Genomic DNA, 26,189 nt, shown 5'->3' with positions numbered 1-26,189 from the left:
GCACGCAAGAGCGGGTGTTGCTCGCCCGCTCGGGGGACATCAGGCCGAGCGCTCGCGGGAGGGCGTGGCCGCGGCCGCACCCAGCGTGTCCATGCGGCGCAGGAGCTTCTCCAGGATGCGGAAGAGTGCCTTGCGGTCGCCCGCGTCGAGGATGTGGAGCAACTGCCCCATGCCCTGCATCACGAAGCGCTCGAGCCGCTGGTAGGTCTGCAGGCCATCGGTGGTGAGCCGACAGCGCACGACGCGGCGGTCCTCGGCGGTGCGCTCGCGCACCAGGTGTCCCTCGCGCTCCAGCCGGTCGACGAGCCCCGTGACGGTCTTCTCGGTGACCCCCAGCCGGCGGGCGAGCTCACCCATCGTGAGCGCGCCGTCCTGGCCGAGCCACAGCAGCGCATGGACCTGGGGCGCGGTGAACTGGAGCTGCTCGCACGTGGCGGCGATGGGGTCGCGGAGCGAACGGCGCCGGCCCATGGCGAGCAGCAGGTGCTGGAGCCTCAGCACGTCCGCCGACAGGTCCTCATCCTCTTTAGAATGGATATTCCGGGACACGGAGTATGGCTTAGCGGGCATGGCCCCACGGGTCAACCCGTTGTCACGGCGTGGGCTGCCGTGCGGACAATGCGCTCCTTCGCCGACGGTGGTGAGAGGAGCGTGCAGGAGTGCGTACCATGTTTCGGCTGTACGTGACGTCCCTGTTCCTCGTGTCCTTGTTGGCGCGGGCGGAGGAGGGGCTCGTCTTCGCGGCGGCCAGCACCACGGACGTGCTCGAGGAGCTGCGGCCGGCCTTCACGAAGGCCACGGGCCACACGGTGGTGCTGGCGCTGGGCTCGTCGGGAGATTTGGCCCGCCAGGCGATGGCGGGCGCGCCGGCGGATGCGTTCCTGTCGGCGGACGTGGCTCGGATGGAGGCCGTGCAGGCGGCGGGCCTGGTGCGGCGTGGCTCGCGGGTGGAGCTGCTGTCGAACCGGCTGGTGGTGGTGGTGCCGGTGGGCGCGAAGGTGGCGCCGGGCAGGGCGGAGGACCTGAAGGGGCTGAAGCGGCTGGTGCTGGCGGACCCGGGCATCGTGCCCGCGGGGGTGTACGCGAAGGCGTGGTTGGAGAAGGTCGGGGTGTGGAAGGACGTGGAGGGGAAGGTGGTGCCGGCGTTGGACGTGCGGGGTGCGTTGGCGGCGGTGGAGGCGGGGCGGGTGGAGGCGGGGGTGGTGTACGCGACGGACGCGGCGCAGTCGAAGAAGGTGCGGGTGGCGTTCGAGGTGCCGTCGTCGGATGCGCCGCGCATCGTCTATCCGGTGGCGGCGCTGGTGAAGGGCAAGGCGCCGGAGGTCGGCGTCGCCTTCGTGAAGTTCCTCCAGACGGAGCCCGCGCGAGCGGCCTTCCAGCGCCATGGCTTCGTCGTGCTTTCGGCCGACGCGGGGACGAAGGCGCGGTGACAGCCGACACGGTGGGGTTGGTGGGGTTCACGGTGACGGTGGCGGCGGTGGCCACGCTGGTCATCCTTCCGCCGGGCGTCGCGGTGGCCTACGCGTTGTCGCGCTGGCGAGGGCCGGGGCGGGGCGTGGTGGACACGGTGCTGGCGCTGCCGCTGGTGCTGCCGCCGACGGCGGTGGGGTTGGTGTTGTTGGAGCTGCTCGGGCGCGAGGGGCCGCTGGGGCGCGTGTTGGATGCGATGGGCGTGGAGGTGGTGTTCACGCCGGGGGCGGTGGTGCTGGCGAGCGCGGTGATGGCGTTCCCGCTGCTCGTGCGCTCGGCGCGCTCGGGGTTCGAGGAGGTGGACCCCCGGTTGGTGGCGGTGGCGCGCACGTTGGGGGATTCGCGGGCGCGAGCGTTCTTCCGGGTGACGTTGCCGCTGGCGTGGCGCGGGGTGGTGGTGGGCGCGCTGCTGGCGTTCTCGCGAGCGCTCGGTGAGTTCGGCGCGACGGTGCTGGTGGCGGGGAACATCCCGGGGCGCACGCAGACGTTGTCGCTGGCCATCTTCCAGTACACGCAGCTGGGGCAGGACGCGGAAGCTCTGCGACTGGCGGGCATCGCGGCGCTGCTGGCGTTCGTCGCGGTGTACGCCACGGAAGGGCTGACGCGGTGGCGGGGACGGCGGGTGCGCGCGTGAGCCTGGAGCTGTCGGTTCGATTGCCGCTGGCGCGCTTCGTGTTGGAGGTGGACGCGCGGCTGGAGGGCGCGTCGGTGGCGGTGCTGGGGCGCTCGGGGTCGGGGAAGACGTCGCTGTTGGAGGTGCTGGCGGGGCTGCGGTCCGGTGCGCGAGGGCGCGTCGTCGTGGGTGGGCGCGTGCTGTTGGACAGTGGGGCGCGCGTGGAGGTGCCGCCGGAGGCGCGGCGCATGGGCTACGTGCCGCAGGACGCGCTGTTGTTCCCGCACCTCACGGCGGAAGAGAACGTGCGTTACGGCGCGCGGAAGGGGAGGCCGTCGCGCTTCGACGAGGCGGTGGGGTTGCTCGAGCTGGGGCCGTTGCTGCATCGCTATCCGGCGACGCTGTCGGGGGGCGAGAAGCAACGCGTGGCCTTGGCGCGAGCGTTGGCGACGGACCCGGCGTTGTTGCTGCTCGATGAGCCGTTGGCCGCGCTGGACGTGACGCTGAAGGAGCGGGTGCTGCCGTATCTGCTGCGCGTTCGCGACGAGGCGCGGGTGCCGATGTTGTACGTGACGCACCAACTGGGTGAGGCGCGGGTATTGGCGAAGGAGGCGGTGCTCCTGGACGAAGGGCGCGTGCGCGCGGCGGGGCCGGCGTCCCAGGTGTTGGGAGCGTCGGCGCGGGGGCTGCTGGCGTCGGAGGCGGAGGGTGAGGAGAACATCCTCGAGGGCGTGTTGGAGCGTCCCGACGAGGGCGGCACGCGCCTGCGGGTGACGCAGGGCTTGGGGCTCTGGGTGCCGGACGCGCCGGAGCTGGCGGTGGGCGCGCGAGCGGCCTACGCGGTGCCGGCGAGCGACATCCTGCTCTCCATGGGCGTGCTGTCCGGAGTGTCCGCTCGCAACGTGCTCGCGGGCACGGTGGTGGGTGTGGAGAGCGCGGGAGCAGGAGAGGCCGCGGCCACCGTGGATGTCGAAGGCGTGCGCTGGGTGGTGCGGCTCACCGAGGCCTCCGTGCGCGAGCTGGGCGTGAGCACGGGCGCCCGTGTGTACCTCGCGGTGAAGACCGCGGCGTGCCGCCGTCTGCGGTGAGCCGCTCGCTCTTCACCTCCGGCCCCAGCAGTCCCAGGGGCCGGAGGCAATCCACGGACGCCGCCTACTCGAAGACGGCCGAGACCAGGGAGTTGATGCCCGCGCCCGTGTCCCGCCGCGTCCAGATGACGGCCGCGCCTCCGAGTGGGCTGGTGGCCACCTCGAGAGAGCCGAGGTAGCCCTTCACGGTGGCGAAATCGAGCCGCTGGGGGGCGGTCCAGCCCGTACCCGGCACGAAGCGTCGAGCCCAGACGGCCGTGGCCGCTCCCTCGTCGACGCCATAGACGACCATGGCCGAGCCCGAGGGGGAGACGTGGAGGTCATTGCCCCCGCCGTAGTCCGATGCGAGCAGTTGGGCCGGCTGCCAGCCAGAGCCCTTCACGTAACGAGCACACCACAGCCCCGCGTCGGAGTTGGCGTCCGACTGACTCCAGACGACGAATGTATTGCCGGCCGCATCCGCGGCCACCGTTGGCTCTCCAAGGGACGTTCCCTGCGTGTGGAGGGTTACCGACTGGTCGTCGAAGCCGGAGTTGACATGGAAGGAGTTCGCGTACAGCTGGTTCACGCCGAGGTACGTGCGAATCCAGACGGCGAAGCCCGTCCCATCCGCGCTCAGGGCGATTTGCGGATAGCGGCCTCCGATGCTTGCGCCACGCGTCGGCGCGCTCCAGCTCCAGAAGCCCTGGCGCGAGTACTGGAGCGGGCCGGTGGGCTCGGACCAGACCAGCACCCCGTTTCCACGCGAGTCCACTCCGACATCATGTCCGTCCCACAGATAGGACCAGGTCGCGTTGTCCATGGTGCGCACGAGGACTGGCGTTCCCCAGCCCGAGCTCCCGGCGTACGGCTGTACCCACAGGAAGGTCTGCGTGGAGCTCTCCTCGACCCAGGAGGCGAGGGCCGCCTGGTTGGGCGCCGCCACCAGGCGGGTGGCCACCGCATTGCGCCCCGTGTTCTCGCCGAGCACCTGCGGCACGCTCCAGCTCTGGACGCTGCTGTCGGCGCCCGAGGCGAGGACGCTGTAGGCCCTGCGGATGCTGGAGCTCCCCTCCGGCCACGCCTCCACGACGGCGAGCGGGGTGCCGTCGGACAGGGTCGTGAGCGCGGCCGGGTTGGGAAGTGACGTGGAGAGGCTCCCCGCGCCCACGGCCTGGTCCGTCTCCCAGGCCGCGCCTGGCTTGTGTCGTCGCGCGCGGAGCCCGTCGTTGACGTACAGGGACGTCGCCACACCAGAGGCGTCCATCGTGAGCACCGCGGCGGTCGCGTGGTCGCTCGGGTTGCTCGAGAGGACCTGGGGGGCGCTCCACTGGGCCGCGCGGACCGAGTAGCCCCAGCTGTGTGAAGAGGTCATCGCGTTGCCAGCGAGGTCCTTCACCCCGTCGAGGACCACGCCCACCTGCGCGCCGAACGCCGGCCCCGGCTTCAGCGTGAGCGTGCACTTGCCCGCCGCGCAGGTCACCGCGCTTCCGGTCAACGCCTTGCCGTCCGCCGTGAGCTGGAACGAGGCCGGTGTCACGCTGGTGGTGTCGAGCGTCGTCTCGCTGAACGACACCTCGATGACGGTCCAGGGAGCGGCCGTGGCCGAGGACGCGGCGGGCGTGGCGGACACCACGCGCGGCGGCGTGACGTCCACGATGAACCCATCCGACCTCTTCCAGCCCGACGTGTTCCCGGCCGCGTCCACCGCGCGCACGCAGCTGTAATAGCGCTGCTCGGCCAGGGTGAGCACCGTGAGCTCCGCGGACGACGTGGCGCCGACATCCTGGATGCTGCTCGCGTTGCCGGGGCACGCCGGGGTGGACGTCACGGCGAGCTCGTAGCGCTGGATGCCCACCGCGTCGCTGAAGCCGGACCAGCGCGCCGCCGCGCGCGTGGTGCTGTTCTGATAGGCGAGCTCCGGTCCGGTGAGACCATCCATCACCGTGGCGGCCAGCTCCGAGGGTGCCGTGCTGTCCTCCACGAAGGTCAGCGCCGCGGAGCAGGCCGAGACGTTCCCGACCGAGTCCGTCGCCTGGGCCACGTAGCTCGACGTGCTGTTGTCGCCCACGGCGAGTGGCAGGGTGGCCAGACCCTGATGGTCGGCGGTCCGAGAGGCGAGCGCTCCTCCCACACACGTCGCGCCCGCGAAGACGCGCACCTGGGCTCCCGGCTCGGTGGTGACGTGGAGGACTGGCGCGTTGTGGTTGGCGGGGCTGACGGGGGTGGTGGCGAGGGCTGGCGTCGCGGGCGGCGTGCTGTCCTCGCGATATACGGGGCCCACGGTGCAGGCCGAGGTGTTGCCCGCCGCATCGGTGGTGGACACGTACGTGCCCGTGACGCTGTCGTCCGTGACGGACATGCGCAGGGAGAACGTGCCGGCTGCGTCCGCCACCTGGGTGTCGACCGGTGTCCCGGAGCAGGTCTCGTCCAGGTAGAGCCGGGCGGTGGCCGCCGACTCCGTGCTGCCGATGAGGCGCGGGGCGTTGTCGTTGGCGACCGCCGAGGGCGACAGCCGGAGGTTCGAGAGTGTCGGCGGCGTACTGTCCTCGCGGTAGTTCACTCCCTGGGACGAGCACGCGGAGACGTTCCCGGCCAGGTCGATGGCCAGCCCGTGGAAGGAGACCCACGCGTCGTCGGACACCGTCACGGGGATGGAGACCTGGCCCGTGGTGTCCGCGGTGCCCTCGCCGGCGATGGCGCCGGAGCAGCCCGCGACGGTGTAGAGGCGCACGCGCGCGCCGGGCTCGGTCCTGGCCAGGATGCGAGGAGCGTTGTCATTGGCGGGGGAGCCGGGCGTGGTCCCCAGGAGCGTCGGCGCGTCGGGAGGCGTGGTGTCCTCCGGAGTCCCAGCATCCGGGGTCCCCGCGTCGGGTGTCCCCGAGTCGGGTGTCCCCGAGTCGGGTGTCCCCGAGTCGGGTGTCCCCGCGTCGGGTGTCCCCGCGTCCGCGAGGCCCGCGTCGGGTGCTCCCGCGTCCGGAGTGCCCGAGTCTGGCACCGGCGTACCGGAGTCCGTCCCGGAGTCCGGCTGCGTCGAGCCATCAGGTGTTCCGTTCCCACTTCCCCCACAAGCAGCCAGCAGCCAACCACTCACGACTGCGACCACGAGCCCCCTCGGCATCGCTCTGCTTTTCATACGCCCCTTTGTCTGGCGAGACGCCTTCTCGCAGGCGCCATCTAACACGAGGCGTGGTGGCGCGGAGCAAGCGGGTCGAGGGACATCTCCCGCGAAGCCAGACCGCCCGCATGGGCGCGGTTGCACGCGGAGGCGGAGCCGAGACCCAGGCTCCGCCCCCCGTGCTTCACCGGCTTCAGCGCAGTCGCTGGTACAGCGTGTCGAGCAGCGTGCCGTCGTCGCCGCTCAGCTCCCAGAACATCGCGCCGCCCAGGTTCTTGTTCAGGATGTAGTCCGACTTCGCGTTCAGCGTGGACGGGTCGTCGTACGCAATCCACACCTTCGTCGTCGGGCTGTAGACGTAGGCCTCCTTCGCCTCGGGGTGGGTGAACTTGGTGTAGCCCGAGCCCGCGCGCTCGTAGTTGGCCTTGATGTCCTTGTAGTCGAACACGCCCGTCAGGCCCGACTGGCCGTCATCCCACGTGCCCTTGGTGGGCACGCCGCTCTGGAACAGGCCGTTGTTCACGTTCGGCACGCCGCCCCAGCCTCGGCCGTAGAACGGGACGCCCACGACAATCTTGTCCGGCGCCACGCCCAGCTCGAGCATCTTCGCCACCGAGCCGTCCGTGTAGAAGCCCGTCCCCGCCGCCGGGTCGCCCGTCACGCGGTAGAGCGCCGAGTGGAAGTTCACCGTGCTCTCGAATGAGCCGTGGTAGTCGTAGCTCATCACGTTGATCCAATCGAGGATGTTGGACAGGTTCTTCGTCTCCTGCTTGTTCGTCAGCAGGTCCGGCGACGCGCCCGTGGCGATGGTGAGCAGGTACGGCTTGCCCGTCTGCGCCGTCACCGCGTTGAGCTGGTTGCGGAACTCGGCCATCAGCAGCGTGTAGTTCTGCTTGTCCGCGGGGCTGTTGGTGTTGCCCGGCAGGCCGCCACCCACCGGGTACTCCCAGTCGATGTCGATGCCGTCGAACACACCCACGCCGTTCGCCGGGTCCACGCCGGGGTACTGGCCCTTGATGAACAGGTCGATGCAGGACTTCACGAACGCGGCCCGCGAGGCCTGCGTCGCCGCCACCTGCGAGAAGTACGTCGACCACGTCCAGCCGCCCACCGAGATGAGCACCTTCAGGTGCGACTGCGTCTTCTTCAGCTCCTGGAACGCGCGGAAGTTGCCGCGCAGCGCACCCGGGTTCCACTCGCCCGGCCAGCCGCCGCCCTTGTCGATGTCCGCGAACGAGTCACCGAGGACGCACCGCCCGTCCGCCGAGATGTTCGAGAAGGCGTAGTTGATGTGCGTCAGCTTCGCCGCGGGGATGTTCGCGACCTGGTAATTGCGCGAGTAGATGCCCCACTGGGTGAAGTAGCCCACGATGCGCTTGCCGCCACCCGGCTGTCCCGGAATCGCGACCTGCACGGTGACCTGCTTCGTGCCCACGTTGCCGGCCTGGTCGTACGCCCGCAGCGTGTACGAGTACGAGCCGTTCTGCGCCGGGCCGGAGAAGGTCCGCGAGTAGCTCAGCGCCGTGGACACCACGGCGCCGTTCTCCAAAATCTCCACCCGGTCCACGCCCACGTTGTCCGTCGCGGTGGCGCTGAGGGTCAGCGTCCCCGCCGCGGTGATGTTCGTCGAGCTGGCGTTCAGCGTGACGGTGGGCGCGGTGGTGTCACCGGGGACGGAGATGGCCACCTGCACGGTGACCTGCCGCGTGCCCACGTTGCCGGCCTGGTCGAAGGCGCGGAAGGTGTACGTGTACGAGCCGTTCTGCGCGGAGCTGGAGAAGTTGCGCGAGTAGCTCAGGCTCGTGGAGACCACGGTGCCGTTCTCGAGAATCTCCACGCGGTCCACGCCCACGTTGTCCGTCGCCGTGGCGGTGAGGGTCAGCGTCCCCGGCGCGGTGACGTTCGTCGAGCTGGCGTTCAGCGTGACGGTGGGCGCGGTGGTGTCCCCGCCGCCCGCGGGTCCCAAATCCAGCCACAGCGCGGCCACCGCCACGGGCGTCCAGTCCGCCTGCGAGGTGTGCGCCTGACGGCATTGATAGAGCCGTCCACCGTAGGTGACCTGCGCGCCCGTCGCGTAGGCGACGCCCGCCGCCCACTCGGCGACGAGCGGCGCGCGCATCACACTGCCCTGGCCCTCGCCGTGTGACGGGGAGACCTCTCCGCACCCGCTCGCGGACAGGGCCGAGACCATCAGTCCAATGAACCACTTGCTGCGACGCATGCTTGCTCTCCTCGCTTCGTTGGACGCGAGTCCGGAACCGCTCGGGAACTCGTTTCCAGGAAGGAGGCGTGGACCGGATTTTCCGGGTCAAAGCCTCACGCAATGAATGGTGTGAGTGGAAGAACACGCAGCCACCGGAAGTGACGCGAGCGTCACCTGCTCAGTGCCACTGTTCGTTTCCATCCACCCAGGTGGCGAGCACGCTGACGTCGTCACGCAGCAGCGCGAGGTTCGCGCGTTGGCCAGGCGCGAGCCCGCCCAGCTGCGACTCCAGACCGAGCAACCGGGCGGGGTAGAGCGAGGCCATGCGCAGCGCCTCCTCGAGAGGCACGCCCAGGAGTCGAACGGTGTTGCGCACCGCCGACGCCAGGTCGATGTCCGCGCCGGCCAGCGTGCCGTCCTCCGTGACCAGCCGTCCGTCGCGCCGCAGGATGCTCTGTCCATACAGCGTGAAGGTCGTCTCCTGCGTGCCCACGGGAGGCATCGCGTCCGTGACGAGGAAGACCTTGCCGCGAGGCTTGGCCTTCAGGAGCTGGCGCAGGTTCGCCGGGTGCACGTGGACGCCGTCCACGATGACGCCGCACCACGCGTCATCGGACTCGAAGCCCGCGACCACGGGGCCGGGCTGTCGCCCCTGCACCGGAGGCATCGCGTTGAACAGGTGCGTGAAGCCGCGCACACCCGACGCAAGTGATTGCACGGTCCGCTCGTAGCTCGCCGCCGTGTGGCCCGCGAACAACACCGCGCCCGATGCGCTGAGCTTCTGGAGGAACAGGTCCTCCACGCGCTCCGGCGCGAGCGTCATCAACAGCCTGCCCCCAGCCCGAACCAGTCGCTCGCTGAGCGCGACGAGGGACACGAGGTCCTCGGCTCCGGGCTGACGGATGTGGTGCGGCGCATGGACACCCGGGCGCTCGGGGCTGATGAACGGGCCTTCCAGGTGGACGCCGAGCACGCCGCTCCCGGGCTGCTCCAGCGCGCGCGCCGCGGCGTCACAGGCGAGCCGCGTGCGCTCGGGTGCATCGGTGATGAACGTGGGCAGCAGGCTCGTGGTGCCCGAGCGGCGCAGCGTGGACGCGATGGTGAGCGCCGCGTCGACCGTGGGCGAGTCGTTGAACAGCACCCCGCCCGCGCCGTTCACCTGGAGGTCGATGAAGCCGGGGGCGAGCAGGGTGTCTGCGGGCAGCTCGCGGGTGGAGAGCCCCACGGGCGCCTCGTGGCGCGGCACCACGGCGGCGACTCGTCCGGCGTCGAGCACCACCGAGTGGCCCTCGAGGATGCGCTCGCCGGTGAACACGCGCGAGCCCGTGAGGATGTGTCTGGTCACACCGTCTCCGTCACCTTGCGAAGGTTCGCGGGGGCATCCGGGTCCATTCCACGCGCCGTGGCGAGCCGGTGGACCGCCAGGTAGAAGCTCTGCACCTGGCACAGTGGCGCAATCGCCAGGGGAACACCAGGAACGTTGGGCAGCGTCGCGGCGCCGGGGACGGGGAGCACCGTGCGCACCTCCGCGCCCAGCTCCATCATCCGGCGCACCACCGCGCGCGTGCCCTCGGCGGAGCCGTCCTCCTGTCCCAGCGCGATGACGGGGAAGCCCGGCTGCACCAGGCCGAGCGGGCCGTGGGCCACCTCGGCCGCGCTGAAGGCCTCGGCGTGCAGGCGGCAGGTCTCCTTGAGCTTCAGCGCCAACTCGAGCGCCGCGCCCAGGCCGCTGCCCCGGCCGACGACATACAGGCTCTGCGCGTCGACGAGCGTCTGCAGCGCGGGCCACCAGTCGAGCGCGCACGCCGAGGCGAGGGCCTCCGGGAGCGCGGCGACGGCCTCGTGCAGCGCGGGGCTTGCGGACCAGTGCGCCGCCAGCCGCAGGAACGCGAGGCCGGAGAGCAGGTACGACTTGGTCGCGGCGACGGCGCGCTCGGGGCCCGCGTCCAGGGGGATGCTCACGTCACACAAGGCGCCGAGCGGCGCGGAGGCGTCATTGACGAACCCCACGACGAGCGCGCCCGAGGCCTTCGCCGCCTCCGTCAGCCGCAGCAGGTCGGGGCTCTGCCCGGACTGCGAGACGGCGATGAAGAGCGAGTCGCGCAGGTCCAGCGCGTGCGCGCCGTAGATGGACGCCACGCTGGGGCCCACCGAGGCCACCGCGCGGCCGAGCGTCGTCTCGATGAGGTACTTCCCGTAGACCGCCGCGTGGTCCGAGCTGCCCCGCGCGCAGGTGACGACGAAGCGAGGTGGCTGGCGCCGCAGCCGCTCCCCCAGCGCCACGAACATGTCCTCGCTCCGTGCCAGCTGGAGCCGGGCGACCCCGGGAGCCTCCGCTGCCTCGCGCGCCATGATGGGCAATCGACTCGACTCCTGACTCCATGTCCCGCTCACGCTCGACTCCACGAAGACACCTGGGCCTCGCTCAAGAGATAGGGCGCGACGCGGACTTGCTCCACTTCCTCGTGGCCGGCTGCTCGACAGTGAGCCATCCGCCTTGGACCGAGTGTCCGTCGATGGACGGCCCTCCAGGCGTCGCTCCAGGCGGGAGTCCGGCCCCGTTGACGCACGCGGACATCCCGAGCCCGCGCGCCGCGAAAACGGACAACCTCCCTGGGCCCCCTATACTGCGGCGCCAGGGAGGCAACACCTCGACATGGGCACGCGAATCCTGGGCATGGTGCTGGCCGGAGGCCAGGGAACCCGGCTGGCGCCGCTGACGCTGCGACGCTCGAAGCCGGCGGTGCCCTTCGGCTCGAAGTTCCGCATCATCGACTTCGCGCTCAACAACTTCATCAACTCCGGCATCTACTCCATCTACGTCCTGACGCAGTTCAAGGCGCAGTCGTTGACGGAGCACATCCAGCGCGGCTGGCGCTTCGGCTCGGTGTTGTTGTCGGACTACTTTATCACGCTCGTCCCCGCGCAGATGTACCTGTACGAGGAGCTGGGGCCCGTCTGGTACCGGGGCACCGCGGACGCCATCTACCAGAACATGCACCTGGTGGAGAACCACCGCCCCGAGCACCTGGCCATCTTCTCCGGCGACCACATCTACAAGATGAACGTGGCGCACATGCTGGAGCAGCACGAGGCCCAGCGCGCCGACATCACCATCGCCGCGTACCCCACGCCGCTCGCCGACGCGCACCGCTTCGGCGTCATGCAGGTGGACGAGCGCGGCCGCGTGACGGAGTTCCAGGAGAAGCCCAAGAACCCCAAGCCCATCCCCGGCCGGCCCGACACCGCGCTCGCCAGCATGGGCAACTACATCTTCCGCAGCAAGGTGCTCGCGGAGCTGCTGGAGATCGACGCGAAGTCGGAGGGCTCGCAGCACGACTTCGGCAAGGACGTGCTGCCGCGCGCGCTCAAGGACGGCTATCACATCCACGCGTACGACTTCGCCAGGAACCCCATCCCCGGCCAGACGGGGCCCAACACCTACTGGCGCGACGTGGGCACGCTGGACGCGTACCACGAGGCGTCCATGGACCTGGTGTCGGTGAACCCGGAGTTTGACATCTTCAACGCCGAGTGGCCGCTGCGCACCGCCAGCGAGTACAGCCCGCCCGCCAAGTTCGTCCACGAGTCCGGTGACCGCGTGGGCCGCGCGCTCAACTCCATGGTGGCCGGCGGCTGCATCATCTCCGGCGGCGTGGTGCGCGAGAGCATCCTCTTCCGCCGCGCGCGCGTGAACAGCTACGCCAGCGTGCAGCGCTCCGTCATCTTCGACGAGGTCGACATCGGCCGGCATGCCCAGGTGAAGAACGCCATCATCGACAAGGGCGTGCGCGTGCCGCCCAACGCGAAGGTGGGCTACGACCTGGACGCCGACCGCGCCCGGGGCTTCACCGTCACCGAGAGCGGCATCGTCGTGGTGCCCAAGGGCTACCGCTTCGAGTAGCCCCCGCCGCCTCCGCTCCCCGTCCTCCCAGGAGGCCTCCCGAGGCCTTCGCGGGGCTTGTCCTGTCTTCATCCGGGTTTCCGGGGTTCAAAATCCAATATTGAATATGAGAATCGTTATCAAGTAGGGTGCCGCCCTGTCGAGTGAGGTGGAGCCCTCGGGGCGTGCGGTGTGCGCGCGCGTGAAGGGGGGCCCTCGACGAGGAAGGCCGGGGCCCCCGCTCCGGTGGGCACGTCACGCAGTCCGTTCAGGGAAGAGGGATACGAAGATGAGTCATACCGAGCAGGCGTTGCCGAGGCGCGCCGGACAGCAGGGCCTGTGGGTCCTGGTCGCCGTGGTCATGTCGTTGGCGTTGCTGGCGAGCTGCGGAGATGACGACAAGGACCCCACGCCCAACCCCACGCCGGACGCGGGCCAGCAGGACGACGCGGGCACGCCGGACTCGGGCACGCCGGATTCAGGGACGCCGGACGCGGGGCCGCAGGTGTGTGGCCCGACGACGGTGAACTGCGCCGAGCAGACCATCGACACGCTGTCGCTGCGCACGGTGGTGAACACGGGCGTGGTGCGTGAGGAGGGGACGACGTCGGGCGAGTTCCTGACGTTCGTGGACTCCACCGCGGGCGGTCTCAACCCGACGATGTCCTATACGTACCTGCGGTTCACGGCGACGGGCGCCGAGCAGGTCCAGATTCACGACCACCAGGCGCTGGTGTCGCAGGACTGGGACATCGCGGTGCGTCGCTACACGATGCGCGTCAACAGCGGCACGTCGGGTCCGTCGTGCGTGTCGGTGGCGAAGGTCGCCGAGGGCACCACGTTCGCGCAGGTGGCGGCGGTGGACTCGTCCTGGACGTTCGAGACGGAGAAGTGGTGGGACGACTCCTCGGGCACCTGCACGCTCATCCCGGATGACTCGGGCCTGAACGGTCCGAAGACGGCGCTGGGCGCGTTCTGGGAGTACCCGGTGCGCTGCGTGCAGATGACGGGGCAGGTGTTCGCGGTGCGCCTGGCGGATGGTCGTCACGTGAAGCTGGAGGTGATGGGCTACTACGAGCCCGCCGCGCAGCAGACGTGCAACGAGACGGGCGCGGCGCCGACGCCGAGCGGCTCGGGTTCCATCCGCATCAAGTGGGCGTTCCTGCCGTGAGGCTCGGGGCGTGGCTTCTGCTGCTTCCCTTGGGATGTGGCCCCGTGGAGTCGACGCGGGCGCCGCACGAGCGTCCGGAGACGTTGACCGAGGGGCGACAGGGGCAGCAGGCGGGAGCGCGCCCCACCTCGCCCCTGGCGGTGCCGCCGAGCTTCGGCGCGGGTGAGCAGGTGGAGTCGGTGGTGTCCCCGAAGGGGCGCTTCCGCATCCACTTCTCCCGCGTCGGGCTCAACGCGGTGCCTGCGGGGGACGCCGATGGCAGCGGCGTGCCCGACGCCGTCGAGGTCGTCGGGCGCGCGTATGAGCGCGTCGCGGACTTCTACGTGAGCCTGGGCTTCGTGTTGCCGGGCAGCGACGCGGCGGTGGCGGACAACGGCGGGGACGGCCTGTTCGACGTGTACCTGGTGGACTTCGCCGGCGTCGCGGACGGGGCGTTCCGGCTGGACGACTGCGAGACGGAGTCGGGCCTGCGGTGCGTGGGGCACATGCTCCAGGAGAACGACTTCGCGGGGTACGACTACCCCTCGTACGAGACGGCGGTGGACATCCTCGCCAGCCACGAGTTCTTCCATGCGGTGCAGTCCGCGTACCGGACGGGCATGGGCGGCGTGGTGACGGAGGGCACGGCGGTGTGGGCGAGCGAGCGGTTCGACGCGTCGCTGGAGGACCTGGAGCACTTCTCCGCGTCGTACCTGTCGCGCACGGACTCCAGCCTGGTGCAGGACCCCACGGGGCCGGCGGCGTCCTTCAGCTATGGCGCGAGCCTGTTCTTCCAGTACCTGGGCGAGCGCGTGGGTGACGCGGCCATCCTGCGCCTGTGGGAGCAGAGCGTCACCTCGCCGGAGGTGCGGTGGCCGGTGGTGGTGGACCGCCTCCTGAGCCGCGACTGGAGCTTGAGCTTCGACGCTGCGTTCACGGAGTTCTCGACGTGGAACCTGTCCACGGGCGCGCGGGCGAATGCGTCACAGGGCTACGCGCGGGGTGGCGGTTACGAGGGGCTCAAGCCGGCCGTGAAGACGCTGCCCTATCAGGAGGAGGGCGTCCGGTTGACGACGGCGTCGGCGCGCTACTTCGAGGTGCCGGGTGGCTCGGAGCGGGTGAGGGCTCGGTATGTGCCTCGGGACGTCGCGAACTCGTCGCAGCAGCACCTGCTGGTGGCGGCGGTGACGGACACCGCGGTGCTGCGGGTGACGCGCGTGGATGGGCCGGGGACGCTGACCGCGAACGTGACGGCGTCAGATGCGAGCCGGGTCATCATCGCGGTGGTGGACGGTCGCCACGAGGGCACGGGCCGCTACGGCACGCTGTGCCTCACGGGTGAGACGTCCGGCGCGCCGTGTGTCGAGGTGACACCGGAGCCCGAGCCTGAGCCCGAGGTGCCCCAGACTCCCGACGATGACGACGACAGTGGCTGTGCGGCCGCGCCCGGTGCGCTGGGCTGGGCGGCGCTGGTGTTCGTGGGGTTGGGACGGCGACGGCGGTCGTAGCGGCGGTGAGGCGCCTCCTCGTGGGGCGCCTCTCGAATGCGATGGGCGGCCGCGTCAGTGGCTCGCGGGCGTGGGTGCGGTCTCGCACTGGCGCTGGTAGTCGGTGAGCACGCGCTGGAAGCGCTCCTGCTCCTCGCGAGGCCACTTGGCGGGCAGCTTCGCGACGGCCTGCTGCTGCTCCTGGACGGCCTGCTGGCAGCGGCCCTGGTGGAAGGCGACGAGGGCGCTCGTCTCCAGCGCGTAGGGATTGTGGGACGCCATCTTCCGACCCACGCGCGCCAGCGGCGCGGCCTCGTCGTAACGGCCCGCGCGCGCATGCAACCACGCGAGCTCCGTCGCGGCCCACCAGTAATTGGGGGCCAGGACGGTGAGCTTCCTCAAGGCGCGCTCGTATTGCGGGTCCTCGGGCAGGTCGCGTGCGTAGGCGCGCGCCACATGTGCCCAGGCCGCCGGGCTGGTCGGGAAGTGCGCCGCCCGCGTGCGCCCCCATTCCAGCTCCTCCTGGGGCGTGAGCTTCGCCCCGGGGAACCGCGTGTTCATCTGGAGTTGATACGGAATCTCGATGGGATGCCCCGCCAGCATCGCGGGCTGGAACCGCATCCCCTTCACCGACGTCAGCATCGCCTCAGTGAGCCCATACGGCGCCGACTCCAGCACCTGCACATGGCGGGGGAGGCCGTCCACGCCCAGCTGGAAGGTGACAATGACCACCGCCATGGCCCGCTCCCGCATCGCCTCCTCGGGGAACCCTGGCGGCTCACCCGCGATTCGCCTGGGCGGCTGGAAGTTCGTGCGCAGGTAGTCACACGCTTGTGTCAGCGCCGCGTCGCACGCAGCGGACAGGTCCGCGGAGGCCTGCCGCACATGCTCCTCCGTGGGCTTGCCCGAAAGCACCTGCACGGCCTCGGCGAAGATGGCCGGTGCCTCGGCGGGCTCCACCACGACGCTCGTCTCGACGCTGTGCGAGGGAACCCCCAGCGCGGCCTGGACCTCCAGGCCTTCCGTCTTCGGATCCAGGTACTGGGCCATGGTCCGGGACAGATGGCCGTGGCTCGCGGGCAGAGTGGGACCCAGCCGGGAGTGACTGCACGCGCAGAGCCCCGACAGCACGGCGCCCAGGACGAAGTTTGCGAATCTCATCGCGCCGCACGCTAGCGCGGGCCGCCCTCGCGCATAAAGGTGTGCCCAAGGCGTGTCGAAGGTCGTCCCGGCGCACGCGGTCCGCTGTCCTCCGCGCGACACGGGGAGCCCGGTGCCTTCACGCGCGCGAGCCCGCCGTCTACCGTGTGACACTGAAAGGCGCCGCGGCGTCGGGACTCGTTCAGTCGGGGGGACAGGTGTCGCGTCCTCCACGCGTTTCCGACTAAGCGTACCCCTGAGCGCCGCACGGACCCGAGACCTTCATGCACAGCGCAACCGGCCAGGACAGCAGCTCGCCCTTCATCCGCTCCGTGGGAAGAGCACTTCCGCCTCACTACGCCTCGCAGGAACAGCTCATCGCCGCCTTCCGCGAGCTGTGGGCCACGCGCCACTTCAACCTGGAGCGCCTGGAGGACCTGCACCGCGCCGTCCAGGTCGGAGGCCGCTACCTGGCGCTCCCCATCGACGCGTACCGCGAGCTCGTCACCTTCCAGCAACGCAACGACGCCTGGATTCGCGAGGCCACCGCCCTCAGCGAGTCGGTGGTGCGCCAGACACTCGAGCAGGCGGAGCTGACGCCCACGGACGTGGACCACGTCTTCTTCGTCACCGTGACGGGCATCTCCACCCCCAGCGTCGAGGCGCGGCTCGCCAACCGGCTGCGCTTCCGCGAGGACTTCAAGCGCACGCCCATCTTCGGGCTCGGCTGTGTCGCGGGCGCGGCCGGCATGGCACGCGCCGCCGACTACCTGCGCGCCTTCCCCACGCACACCGCCCTGTTGGTGTCCGCGGAGCTGTGCTCGCTGACGCTGCAGCGCGAGGACCTGTCCATCCCCAACATCATCGCCTCCGGCCTCTTCGGCGACGGCGCCGCGTGCGCGGTGCTCCGGGGCGCCCAGGCCCCCGGCGCCCGAGGTCCCCGCGTGGTGGCCTCCCGCTCCGTCTTCTACCCGGACACCGAGCGCACCATGGGCTGGGACGTGGTGGACTCGGGCTTCAAGGTCGTGCTGTCCGCGAAGGTGCCCCACCTGGTCAAGGACCACATCCGCGGCAACGTGGACGCCTTCCTCGCGAGCCACGGCTTGAAGCGCGATGACATCCGTCACTGGGTGGCGCATACCGGCGGGCCCAAGGTGCTCGAGTCCTTCGAGCAGGCGCTGGAGCTGCCGCAGGAGGCGCTCACGCGCTCGTGGGCGTCGCTGCGCGAGGTGGGCAACCTGTCCTCCTCGTCGGTGCTCTTCGTGCTGGGTGAGACGCTGGAGAAGGCGGACGCGAAGCCGGGGGACTGGGGCCTGATGATGGCGATGGGGCCGGGCTTCTGCGCGGAGATGGTGCTCTTGCGATGGTGACGCTCACGCAAGGGGTGTTCTTGGGGTACATGGGCGCGCTCGTGCTGGAGCGGCTCGTGGAGCTGGTGCTCTCCAAGCGCAACGCGGCGTGGGCCTTCGCGCGGGGTGGGGTGGAGACGGGGCAGCGTCACTACCGCTTCATGGTGGTGTTCCACACGCTGTTCCTCGTCGCGTGCGTGGCGGAGGTGTTCCTCCTGCACCGGTCCTTCCCGGGCGTGCTGGGCTGGGCGGCGCTCGGCGGCGCGCTCGTGGCGCAGGGGCTTCGCTACTGGGCCATCTCCACGCTGGGCTCGCGGTGGAACTCGCGCATCATCGTCGTGCCGGGCCTGCCCCCCGTGGAGGGGGGGCCGTACCGCTTCCTGCGCCACCCCAACTACGTCGCGGTGGTGCTGGAGCTGGCGTGTGTGCCGCTCATCCATGGCGCGTGGTGGACGGCCGTGTGCTTCTCGGTGGGGAACCTGGGGTTGCTCTTCGTGCGCATCCGCGCGGAGGAGGCGGCCCTGGGGGACGTGTACGCGAAGGCGTTCTCCCATCGTCCCCGTTTCCTTCCGGAGGTGCCCCGTGGCTGAGCTCGAACTGGAGGTCCTGGCGGAGATTCGTCGCATCGCCGCCGAGGAGCTGGAGTGGAAGGGCGAGGTGGAGCCCGGGCTCGACCTCCTCAAGGACCTGCAACTCGACAGCCTGGGGCTGACGGTGCTGGCGGTGGGGCTGGAGAACCGCTTCCGCATCCGCTTGTCGGAGGAGGACGCGCAGGGGGTACGCACGGTGGGAGATTTGACGAAGCTGGTGGAGCGGCGCGTGCTGTCCACCGCGCGCGTGGCGACGGAGGTCCGTTCGTGAGGGGACCCACGCTGCCCGCGGTGCGGTTCCCCACGGTGAACGCGATGCTCGCGTCGACGGCCGAAACGGACTTCCGGCTGACGTTCGTGGACGCGGCCGAGAAGGAGACCTCGCTGTCCTGGGCGGAGGTGTACCGACGCGCGCGGCGCACGGCGGCGGGGCTGTCGCGCCTGGGCGTGCGCGAGGGCGAGCGGGTGGCGCTGCTCTTGCCCACCTCGCCGGCCTTCATGGATGCCTACTTCGGCGCGTTGCTCGCGGGCGCGGTGCCGGTGCCCCTGTATCCGCCGGTGCGGCTGGGGCGACTGGACGAGTACCACCGGACGACGGCGCGGATGCTCCAGGTGACGGAGGCGTGCCTGGTGCTGACGGACTCGCGGGTGCGGCTGCTGTTGGGCCCGAGCGTGGAGAAGTCCCGTCCCCGCCTGGGCTGCCACACGGTGGAGGACGTCTCGCGCGACGACGAGGGGCGCGAGGTGGAGGTGGGCGCCAACGCGCTGGGCCTCGTCCAGTTCTCCTCCGGCTCCACGGTGGACCCCAAGCCGGTGGCGCTGACGCACGGGGCGCTGCTGGCGCAGCTGAGGGCGCTGGAGGTGGCGATGCCGGTGCCGCCCGACAGTCCCCGGGTGGGCGTGAGCTGGCTGCCGCTGTACCACGACATGGGGCTCATCGGCTGTCTGCTCTCGGCGCTGCACTATCCGGGGAACCTGGTGCTGATTCCGCCCGAGGCCTTCCTGGCGCGCCCCGCGCTGTGGCTTCGCGCGGTGTCCAGGCACCGGGGCTTCATCTCGCCGGCGCCGAACTTCGCGTATGGCCTGTGTTTGAAGCGGGTGAAGGACGCGGAGCTGGAGGACGTGGACCTGTCGTCGTGGAAGCACGCGCTCAACGGCGCGGAGCCGGTGTCCGCGGAGACGCTGCAGCGCTTCGTGGAGCGCTTCGAGCGGTGGGGCTTCTCCGCGCGCGCGCTGCGCCCGGTGTACGGACTGTCCGAGGCGTCGCTGGCAGTGACGTTCCCTCCGGAGGGCCGGGGTCCCCGCTCGCTGGGCGTGGACCCGGGGCTGCTCGCGAGCGAGGGCCGGGTGGAGGAGGGGGCGCGGAGGCTGGTGAGCGTGGGCTCGCCGGTGGCGGGCTTCGAGGTGGAGGTTCGCGACGAGCAGGGCGGGGTGTTGCCGGACAAGCGCGTGGGGAAGGTCTTCACGCGTGGGCCGTCGCTGATGAGCAGCTACTTCGGGGATGCGCTGTCCACGCGGCGCGCGCTGACGCTGGACGGGTGGCTGGACACGGGAGACCTGGGCTTCATCGCGGAGGGGGAGCTGTACCTGACGGGGCGCGCGAAGGACGTGGTCATCATCCGCGGGGCGAACCACGCGCCGCAGTCCTTCGAGGAGCCGCTCCAGTCGGTGGAGGGCGTGCGCACGGGGTGCGCGGTGGCGCTCGGCTTCACGCCCGAGGGTGGACAGGACGAGGCGCTGCTCATCCTCGCGGAGCGGGGTGGGACGGACGCCGACGAGGTGGTGGAGGAGCGCATCCGCGCGGCGGTGGTGGAGGCCACGGGCGTGCGTCCGCACACGGTGAAGCTGCTGGAGCCGGGGACGCTGCCGCGCACGTCGAGCGGGAAGCTGCGTCGGATGGAGGCGCTGCGGCGGCACCTCTCCGGAGAGCTGTCGCCGCCGAAGAAGGTGGGCATGGTGGGCATGGCGGTGGAGATGGCGCGCAGCGCGCTCGCCATGGCGCGGGCGGAGCACGACACGTGAGCCGTCGACTCTCCGGAGCGCCGTCGCCGCCGAGGCAGGCGGGAATTGCGGCGGAGATGGCGCACGGCGTGCTCGCCATGGCGCGGGTGGAGCACGACACGTGAGCCGTCGACTCTCGGAGAGGATGGGCAAGAGGCTTTGTTCGTGAGACGCCGCGCCGCCCTTGCCCTGGCGGGAGACGCCCGCCCGAGCGTCCCCTGCGCGACAGGTGGCGAGAGGCCGAGCATCACGCGGGGCCCTGGCCGGGCACGAGCACCGCGCGGCTCCCGGACGTGGCGCCATTGCGCGGAGGCGAGGTCTCTGGCGGAGTCCGCGCCATGAGTCGGTATGACGTCGCGGTGGTGGGAGGAGGCCCGGCCGGGCTCGCCGTGGCCATCCACGCCGCGACGCGGGGGCTGAACACCGTGGTGCTGGAGCGCGCCTCCTTCCCGGCCGACAAGGCCTGCGGCGAGGGGCTCATGCCCGCGGGGCTCGCGGCCCTGGAGCGGCTGGGCGCGCTCACGCACCTGGACCGCTCGCAGAGCGCGCCGTTCGTGGGCATCCGCTACGTGCAGGAGGATGGCAGCACGGCGGAGGGGCTCCTCCCCGCGCCAGGAGGGCTCGGCGTGCGTCGGGTGGCGCTCGCCGAGGCGCTCGTCACCCGCGCGCGCGAAGCGGGCGCCGAGCTCCGCGAGCGCACCCACGTGGTGTCGCATCGCCGCGTCGGCGACGGCGTGACGCTGGAGCTGGTCGACGGAGAGGTCCAGGCGCGGATGCTGGTGGCCGCGGACGGGCTCGCCTCACCCCTGCGGCGCGCGGAGGGACTCGAGCTGGACGCGGAGGGGCCTCGGCGCTTCGGCCTGCGCCGCCACTTCCAGCTCGAACCCTGGACTCCCTACGTCGAGGTGCACTTCGCGAACGGCGTGGAGGCCTACGTCACGCCCGCGGGCGCCCGGCGCGTGGGGCTCGCCTTCCTCTGGGAGGACGGAGGCGTGGAGGGGCGCGTGGGCTTCGAGACGCTGCTGTCGCGCTTCCCGAAGCTCGAGGCGAGACTGTCCACCGCGACACCGGACTCGCAGGTGCGAGGCGCGGGTCCGCTGGCGCGCGTGGCCCGCGTGCGCGTGGCGGACCGCTTCGCCCTGGTGGGCGACGCCGCGGGCTACGTGGACGCGCTCACCGGAGAAGGACTCTCCCTCGCCTTCTCCTGCGCGGAGTCACTGGGCGAGCTCCTGCCGGACGCGCTCGCGAGGGGAGCGACGCGCGACGTGCTCCAGCCCTACGAGGCGCGCTTCCAGCAGGTGTTCCGCAAGTACGCCTGGGCCACGCGCTCACTCCTGATGCTGGCGCGCCGTCCCTGGCTGCGACGCCCCATCGTCCGGATGCTCGGCCACAGCCCGTGGCTCTTCGAGCGCATCCTCCACTCCGTCGTCGGGTGAGCCGAGCCTCACGGCCCCTTGCCCACCACCCATCCGACGAACATCTCCGACGAGCGCTCCAGCAGCGGCTCGATGGAGTCACTCTGGCTCTTCTTGCGCAGCGGCCCCTCGTTCCACAGCGACGCGAGCCCGTGCACCCAGGACCAGATGGTGAAGGCCAGGATGTCCATCTCCACCTTGCCCCCCGAGGCCACGCGGACCTCCTGCGCCAGCTCCTGCAGCCGCGCGTAGGCGCGCATGCCTTCGGTGTGGATGCCCGCGTACTTCTCCACGTCGCTCCACTCCTGCCGGAACATCACCCGGTAGTGCGCCGGGTGCTCCACCGCGAAGCGCACGTAGCACCGCGCGAGCGCCTTGAGCTGGCCGTCGATGCGCGGCGCCCGGGCCTTCGTCATCGCCTCGTCCATCCGCGCGTTGAGCGCCCGATACCCCTCCTCCGCCACCGCCGCCAGCAGCGCGTCCTTGTCCCGGAAGTGGTGATACGGCGCCGCCGCCGTGACGCCCGCGCGCCGCGCCACCTCCCGCAGCGACACCGCGCCCACGTCCTCCGTCGCGATGAGCTTCAACGTCGCGTCCACCAGCGCCTGCCGCAAATCCCCGTGGTGGTACGTGCGCCGCTTGGGCGCCGCCGCCTTCTTCGTCCGGGTCGTCATCGCCCCAGCCTCCTTGCCCGCCCGTTCATCTTGACAGTGTTCAGACCGGCTCTTATTTGAACATCGTTCACATTAACGGGGAGCGGCAGGATGCGCGCATTCGTCACGGGCAGCACGGGGCTGTTGGGCAACAACGTGGTGCGGGCGTTGGTGGCGGGGGGGCACACGGTGCGGGCGCTGGCGCGCTCGCCGGCGAAGGCGCGCCAGGTGCTCGGTGGGCTGTCCGGTGTGGAGGTGGTGGAAGGGGACATGTTGGACGTGAAGGGCTTCGCGGCCGCGCTGGAGGGTTGTGACGTGGTCATCCACACGGCGGCGTACTTCCGCGAATACTACGCGGCGGGAGACCACTGGCCGAAGCTGTATGCCATCAACGTGACGGCCACGGTGGCGCTGGCGGAGGAGGCCCAGCAGCGCGGGGTGAAGCGCTTCGTGGACATCAGCTCCTCGGGCACGGTGGGCGCCAAGGCGGACGGCTCGCCCGGGGACGAGTCGACGCCGCCCGCGGCGCTGCTCGCCGGCAACCTCTACTTCAAGAGCAAGGTGGAGTCGGAGCGGGAGCTCAACGCCTTCAGCGCGCGCACGGGCATGGACGTGGTCTACATCCTGCCGGGGTGGATGTTCGGTCCCGGGGACGCGGGGCCCACCGCCGCGGGGCAGCTCATCCTGGACCTGGCCGCGGGGAAGATGCCGGCCCTGCTCGAGGGGGGCTCGTGCCTGGTGGACGCGCGCGACGTGGCCGAGGCCACCGTGGTGGCGGCCCAGAAGGGACGCTCGGGGGAGCGCTACCTGGTGGGCGGCGAGTTCGTGGACCTGGGCACGCTGACGCGGACGATTGAGGCGGTGTCGGGCATCCCCGCGCCGCGCAGGGTGCTGCCCCACGCGCTGGCGCTGATGTTGGGCGCGCTGGGGCAGACGTGGGCCCGGCTGACGGGGGGCGAGACGGCGCTGACGGTGGAGGGGGTGCGCGTGATGCGCGCGAAGCTGCGGGTGGACTCGTCCAAGGCGAAGCGGGAGCTGGGGGTGCGCTTCCGCCCGCTGGAGCAGACGCTGCGCGACACGGTGGACTGGCTGCGTGAGCACAAGCCCCAGATGGCGTCCGCCGCGAAGCGTCCTCGGGTGGCCACGTCCTCCTGAAGAGTCCTGCGCGGCCGCGTGCCCGCCATTACGATGGAGACCCGCCCTCGCCCTGACCGGAGGGCGTGGCCGTTGGCTTCGATGGAGCGTCGCCCCCATGCCCCAGGCGTCCCTGGCCCGTTGGTTTCCCGCATCGACCGCCCTGTGGGGCCTGCTCGCGTGCGCGCCGCTCGTGGGCGGCTGCCTCTTCGCGGGCCCCAGCCACCGGGGGCCGCCGATGGCGCACTTCGACGGGGAGAAGTTCCAGAATATCGGTGACGCGCCGATGCTGTCGGCGTCCGAGCTGATTGGCGCGGCGCTGAAGGAGCCTCGCGGCGCGTGGCGCGAGTACGAGGACCTTCCCCCCGGCAGGCCCCCGCCCGAGCGCGTGGGCCCGGGCAAGCTCAAGGTCACGCTCATCAACCACGCCACCGTGCTCATCCAGGCGGACGGGGTGAATGTGCTGACGGACCCCATCTACTCGGAGCGGCCCAGCCCGGTGCCGTGGGTGGGGCCCAAGCGGGTGCACCCGCCGGGCATCCGCTTCGAGGACCTGCCGCCCATCGACGTGGTGGTGGTGAGCCACAACCACTACGACCACATGGACCTGCCCACGCTGCGCAGGCTGGAGGCGGCGCACCAGCCGCGCTTCATCGTCGGGCTGGGCAACAAGGCGCTCCTGGATGACGAGGGGTTCCGGCACGTGGAGGAGCTGGACTGGTGGCAGGCCACGCGGGTGACGCCGGAGGTGTCGGTGACGGCGGTGCCCGCGCAGCACCGCTCGAACCGGGGGCTCACGGACCAGGCGGAGACGCTGTGGGCCGGGTACGTGGTGTCGACCACGGGCGGGCCGGCGTTCTTCGCGGGGGACACGGGCTTCGGTCCGCACTTCGCGATGATGGCCGCGCGCTTCGGGCCCATGCGGCTGTCGGTGTTGCCGATCGGGGCCTACCGGCCGCGCGTGCTCCACACGGTGCACATGGGGCCGCGCGAGGCGCTGGATGCGCACAAGGTGCTCGGCTCCTCCACGTCGGTGGCCATGCACCACAACACCTTCCCCATGGCCTTCGACGGGCAGGACGAGGCGAAGTTCCTGCTGTTGCGGCTGCTCGCGCGCGAGGAGGTGCGCCCGCGCTTCTGGGCGCTGGGCTTCGGCGAGGGGCGCTTCGTGGAGCCCCTGCCCCGGACGCCCGCCGCGGTGGCGAGCGTGTGCCCGGCGGAGCGGTAGGCGTCAGCGGTTGTAGGGCTTCTCCTGCACCCAGTGGAAGCCGCGTCCGCGCAGCTCGAAGTTCGAGATGTCCACCTGCTTGAGTCGAACGTGGACCTTCGCGCCGTCGACCTCGCCCTCGAGCACGAAGTGCTCCGCATCCGGCGTCTCGCGCTGGAGGGTGGCCACGGGCTTGGCGTCGTCGCCCCGTCCCGACATGAGGAGGATGGACTTGCCGGCCTCGCCCTCCTTCACGGGGAAGTAGCGGCGCACGTCATTCATCAGCCGGGCGGCCACCACATTGCGGCCGACGGACACGGCGCGCCAGCGATGCGGGTCCGTCAGCAGGGGCGGGAGCTCCTGGCCGTCCCGGGTGAAGGACTCGACCTTGTAGAGGCCTCCGAAGGGCGGCGGGGGCGCGCCGTCACCCCACTGGGTGTAGCGCTCGTGGCCCCTGGTGATGTTGTTGTGGAGCAGCCAGCCGATGAAGAGGACCTTCACGGCTCGGGAGGCCCAGAGGACGCGCGGGGAGAGGGTGAAGGGGAGCTCGAGGGACGCGGGCTGGGTGGCGCGGTTGAGGACGAAGACGTTGGCGAGCCGGCGCAGGTCCGGCAGCGTGAGGAAGACGGCGAAGAGCAGGAGCTGGGTGGAGTAGAGCTTGACGGGGACGTCGTAGAAGAAGTTCAGCGCGACGACGTTGGACATGACGCCGATGACCACCAGCGCTCCGAGCGTGGTGGTGCGACGGGCGAGCAGCAGCAGGCCGCCCAGCACCTCGGCGCCTCCGGTGAAGAGGTTGTAGCCGGGGGAGTGGCCCATGAAGGTCCACAACAGGCCCATGGGGGAGAAGTCGCCGAGGGACTGGGTGAGCCGCTCGACGGACGCCATGGGGAACTGCGACTTGAAGACCTTGGAGAAGCCGTAGCCCAGCATGGGGACGGCCAGCAGGTAGCGCACGTAGAGGTGCAGCAGGGCGTGGGCCTTCTCGTAGCGCGGACGCCGCCGGTCGACGAGGGACCACACGCCGGTCGCGACGAGGGCGAGCGCGAGGAAGACGGCGGTCTGGGCATAGTCGATGGCCTTGTCGCCGCTGCCCGTCTGCGCGAGAGAGAGCTCGCCCTGGTAGCCGGCCACGTTGCGGGTGACCCAGGGGACCACGAGGTTCCAGAAGTCGGAGATGGCCTCGGAGATGGGCTCGCCGATGACGGGGACGACGTACACCGGGAAGGGGAAGGCGTAGAGGAGGACGTAGGCGCAGACGAAGCGGAAGCCGAGCCGCTTCGCCAGGCTCCACGGAGGAAGGGACGGCTCGGGCGCGACGGTGGGCGTCACGGGCGCGACGGGCTCGGGCGCGGAAGGGACGGGGGCGGCGGTGGTCATGGCGGCCTCGGGCCGCCGAGCGTAGCCAGGGGCGTCGCGCGGACTCAAAAGGTGGTTGTCCGGTGGGGTGACGCGACGCGTGGTGAACGAGCGGTTGCGGGGGCTGGGGCGTCGGCGGTCACGCGCGTTTGGGGGGGCTGGGGCGGCGGTCGCGTGCGTTCGGAGACAGGGGAGCGTCGACGCTCACGAGTGTTTGTATCGGTATCAGGTGGTGCGTCATCGACGCGGCTTGTCCGAGGTGCCTTGTGAACCCCGCGCGTGAGGCTTCGTCGTCGAGAGCGAGCGGTGCGTTGGCGCGATGCGGCGGGGCGTCTCGCCAGAGACCGCCG

At 71.0% G+C, this 26,189-nt stretch carries 21 protein-coding genes; 13 read left to right on the top strand and 8 right to left on the bottom strand.

Annotated elements, in window-relative coordinates:
- Positions 1 to 39: 39 nt before the first annotated feature.
- Positions 40 to 549 (bottom strand): MarR family winged helix-turn-helix transcriptional regulator, encoded by a 510-nt coding sequence (locus K8625_RS11405; protein WP_141333126.1) that lies wholly within the window; start codon positions 547 to 549, stop codon positions 40 to 42.
- Positions 550 to 668: 119 nt separating this feature from the next.
- Here K8625_RS11405 and modA point away from each other — a divergent pair, with 119 nt between their 5' ends.
- From modA to modC, 3 genes are read left to right on the top strand one after another with little or no spacing between them, the layout of a single operon-like run.
- Positions 669 to 1,430: a molybdate ABC transporter substrate-binding protein gene (gene modA / locus K8625_RS11400; RefSeq protein WP_223782732.1), complete on the top strand. Its 762-nt coding sequence runs from the start codon at positions 669 to 671 to the stop codon at positions 1,428 to 1,430.
- On the top strand, positions 1,427 to 2,104 hold the full coding sequence (modB, locus tag K8625_RS11395; RefSeq protein WP_223750738.1) for a molybdate ABC transporter permease subunit: 678 nt from the start codon (positions 1,427 to 1,429) through the stop codon (positions 2,102 to 2,104). Before modA ends, modB begins: the two co-directional genes overlap by 4 nt.
- Complete coding sequence (gene modC / locus K8625_RS11390; protein WP_223750739.1) at positions 2,101 to 3,171, top strand: molybdenum ABC transporter ATP-binding protein; 1,071 nt, start codon at positions 2,101 to 2,103, stop codon at positions 3,169 to 3,171. Before modB ends, modC begins: the two co-directional genes overlap by 4 nt.
- Positions 3,172 to 3,235: 64 nt before the next feature.
- On the opposite strand, the gene K8625_RS44420 is transcribed toward modC, so the two are convergent.
- The 4 genes from K8625_RS44420 to K8625_RS11370 form a co-directional block, all read right to left on the bottom strand.
- Complete coding sequence (locus K8625_RS44420) at positions 3,236 to 6,256, bottom strand: Ig-like domain-containing protein (RefSeq protein WP_370641904.1); 3,021 nt, start codon at positions 6,254 to 6,256, stop codon at positions 3,236 to 3,238.
- 205 nt (positions 6,257 to 6,461) lie between these two features.
- Positions 6,462 to 8,489, bottom strand: coding sequence for a glycosyl hydrolase family 18 protein (locus K8625_RS11380; protein WP_223782731.1), 2,028 nt, complete (start codon positions 8,487 to 8,489; stop codon positions 6,462 to 6,464).
- Between the two features lie 160 nt (positions 8,490 to 8,649).
- Positions 8,650 to 9,816, bottom strand: a complete 1,167-nt coding sequence (gene nagA / locus K8625_RS11375; protein ID WP_223782730.1) for an N-acetylglucosamine-6-phosphate deacetylase — start codon at positions 9,814 to 9,816, stop codon at positions 8,650 to 8,652.
- Positions 9,813 to 10,823, bottom strand: coding sequence for an SIS domain-containing protein (locus tag K8625_RS11370; RefSeq protein ID WP_223782729.1), 1,011 nt, complete (start codon positions 10,821 to 10,823; stop codon positions 9,813 to 9,815). Before K8625_RS11370 ends, nagA begins: the two co-directional genes overlap by 4 nt.
- 304 nt (positions 10,824 to 11,127) lie before the next feature.
- On the opposite strand from K8625_RS11370, the gene glgC reads away from it, so the two are divergent.
- The 3 genes from glgC (at position 11,128) to K8625_RS11355 (ending at position 15,012) form a co-directional block, all read left to right on the top strand.
- Complete coding sequence (gene glgC, locus K8625_RS11365; protein ID WP_223750743.1) at positions 11,128 to 12,375, top strand: glucose-1-phosphate adenylyltransferase; 1,248 nt, start codon at positions 11,128 to 11,130, stop codon at positions 12,373 to 12,375.
- A 268-nt stretch (positions 12,376 to 12,643) separates the two neighbouring features.
- Positions 12,644 to 13,525, top strand: a complete 882-nt coding sequence (locus K8625_RS11360; RefSeq protein WP_223750744.1) for an HmuY family protein — start codon at positions 12,644 to 12,646, stop codon at positions 13,523 to 13,525.
- Between the two features lie 44 nt (positions 13,526 to 13,569).
- Complete coding sequence (locus tag K8625_RS11355) at positions 13,570 to 15,012, top strand: MXAN_6640 family putative metalloprotease (protein WP_223782728.1); 1,443 nt, start codon at positions 13,570 to 13,572, stop codon at positions 15,010 to 15,012.
- Between the two features lie 54 nt (positions 15,013 to 15,066).
- On the opposite strand, the gene K8625_RS11350 is transcribed toward K8625_RS11355, so the two are convergent.
- Positions 15,067 to 16,152 carry an energy transducer TonB gene (locus K8625_RS11350; RefSeq protein WP_223782727.1) on the bottom strand — a complete coding sequence of 362 codons (1,086 nt, stop codon included), beginning with the start codon at positions 16,150 to 16,152 and terminating at the stop codon, positions 15,067 to 15,069.
- Between the two features lie 263 nt (positions 16,153 to 16,415).
- On the opposite strand from K8625_RS11350, the gene K8625_RS11345 reads away from it, so the two are divergent.
- From K8625_RS11345 to K8625_RS11325, 5 genes are all read left to right on the top strand, one after another.
- Entirely contained in the window at positions 16,416 to 17,501 is a 1,086-nt protein-coding gene (locus K8625_RS11345; RefSeq protein ID WP_223782726.1) for a type III polyketide synthase, read from the top strand.
- On the top strand, positions 17,495 to 18,070 hold the full coding sequence (locus tag K8625_RS11340) for an isoprenylcysteine carboxyl methyltransferase family protein (RefSeq protein WP_223750748.1): 576 nt from the start codon (positions 17,495 to 17,497) through the stop codon (positions 18,068 to 18,070). The genes K8625_RS11345 and K8625_RS11340 overlap by 7 nt, the downstream gene beginning before the upstream one ends.
- Positions 18,063 to 18,341, top strand: a complete 279-nt coding sequence (locus tag K8625_RS11335; RefSeq protein WP_141332129.1) for a phosphopantetheine-binding protein — start codon at positions 18,063 to 18,065, stop codon at positions 18,339 to 18,341. Before K8625_RS11340 ends, K8625_RS11335 begins: the two co-directional genes overlap by 8 nt.
- Positions 18,342 to 18,385: 44 nt before the next feature.
- Complete coding sequence (locus K8625_RS11330) at positions 18,386 to 20,092, top strand: fatty acyl-AMP ligase (protein ID WP_255665614.1); 1,707 nt, start codon at positions 18,386 to 18,388, stop codon at positions 20,090 to 20,092.
- 317 nt (positions 20,093 to 20,409) lie between these two features.
- Positions 20,410 to 21,507 carry an NAD(P)/FAD-dependent oxidoreductase gene (locus tag K8625_RS11325; protein WP_223750750.1) on the top strand — a complete coding sequence of 366 codons (1,098 nt, stop codon included), beginning with the start codon at positions 20,410 to 20,412 and terminating at the stop codon, positions 21,505 to 21,507.
- An 8-nt stretch (positions 21,508 to 21,515) separates the two neighbouring features.
- Here the strand turns inward: K8625_RS11325 and K8625_RS11320 are convergent, their stop codons facing one another.
- Entirely contained in the window at positions 21,516 to 22,160 is a 645-nt protein-coding gene (locus K8625_RS11320) for a TetR/AcrR family transcriptional regulator (protein ID WP_223750751.1), read from the bottom strand.
- Between the two features lie 90 nt (positions 22,161 to 22,250).
- Here K8625_RS11320 and K8625_RS11315 point away from each other — a divergent pair, with 90 nt between their 5' ends.
- On the top strand, positions 22,251 to 23,294 hold the full coding sequence (locus K8625_RS11315) for an SDR family oxidoreductase (protein WP_223782724.1): 1,044 nt from the start codon (positions 22,251 to 22,253) through the stop codon (positions 23,292 to 23,294).
- A 97-nt stretch (positions 23,295 to 23,391) separates the two neighbouring features.
- A complete protein-coding gene (locus K8625_RS11310) occupies positions 23,392 to 24,501 on the top strand; it encodes an MBL fold metallo-hydrolase (protein ID WP_223782723.1) in 1,110 nt (369 codons plus the stop codon).
- Positions 24,502 to 24,504: 3 nt separating this feature from the next.
- Here K8625_RS11310 and K8625_RS11305 read toward each other — a convergent pair whose 3' ends face one another.
- Positions 24,505 to 25,860: a hypothetical protein gene (locus K8625_RS11305; RefSeq protein ID WP_223750754.1), complete on the bottom strand. Its 1,356-nt coding sequence runs from the start codon at positions 25,858 to 25,860 to the stop codon at positions 24,505 to 24,507.
- Positions 25,861 to 26,189: the final 329 nt, after the last annotated feature.

It is taken from the genome of Myxococcus sp. AS-1-15, assembly GCF_020037055.1.
In the GTDB taxonomy this organism is placed as follows: domain Bacteria; phylum Myxococcota; class Myxococcia; order Myxococcales; family Myxococcaceae; genus Myxococcus; species Myxococcus fulvus.
The sequence above is the reverse complement of the archived record's forward strand: the minus strand, read 5'-3'. Positions and strand labels throughout refer to the sequence as shown.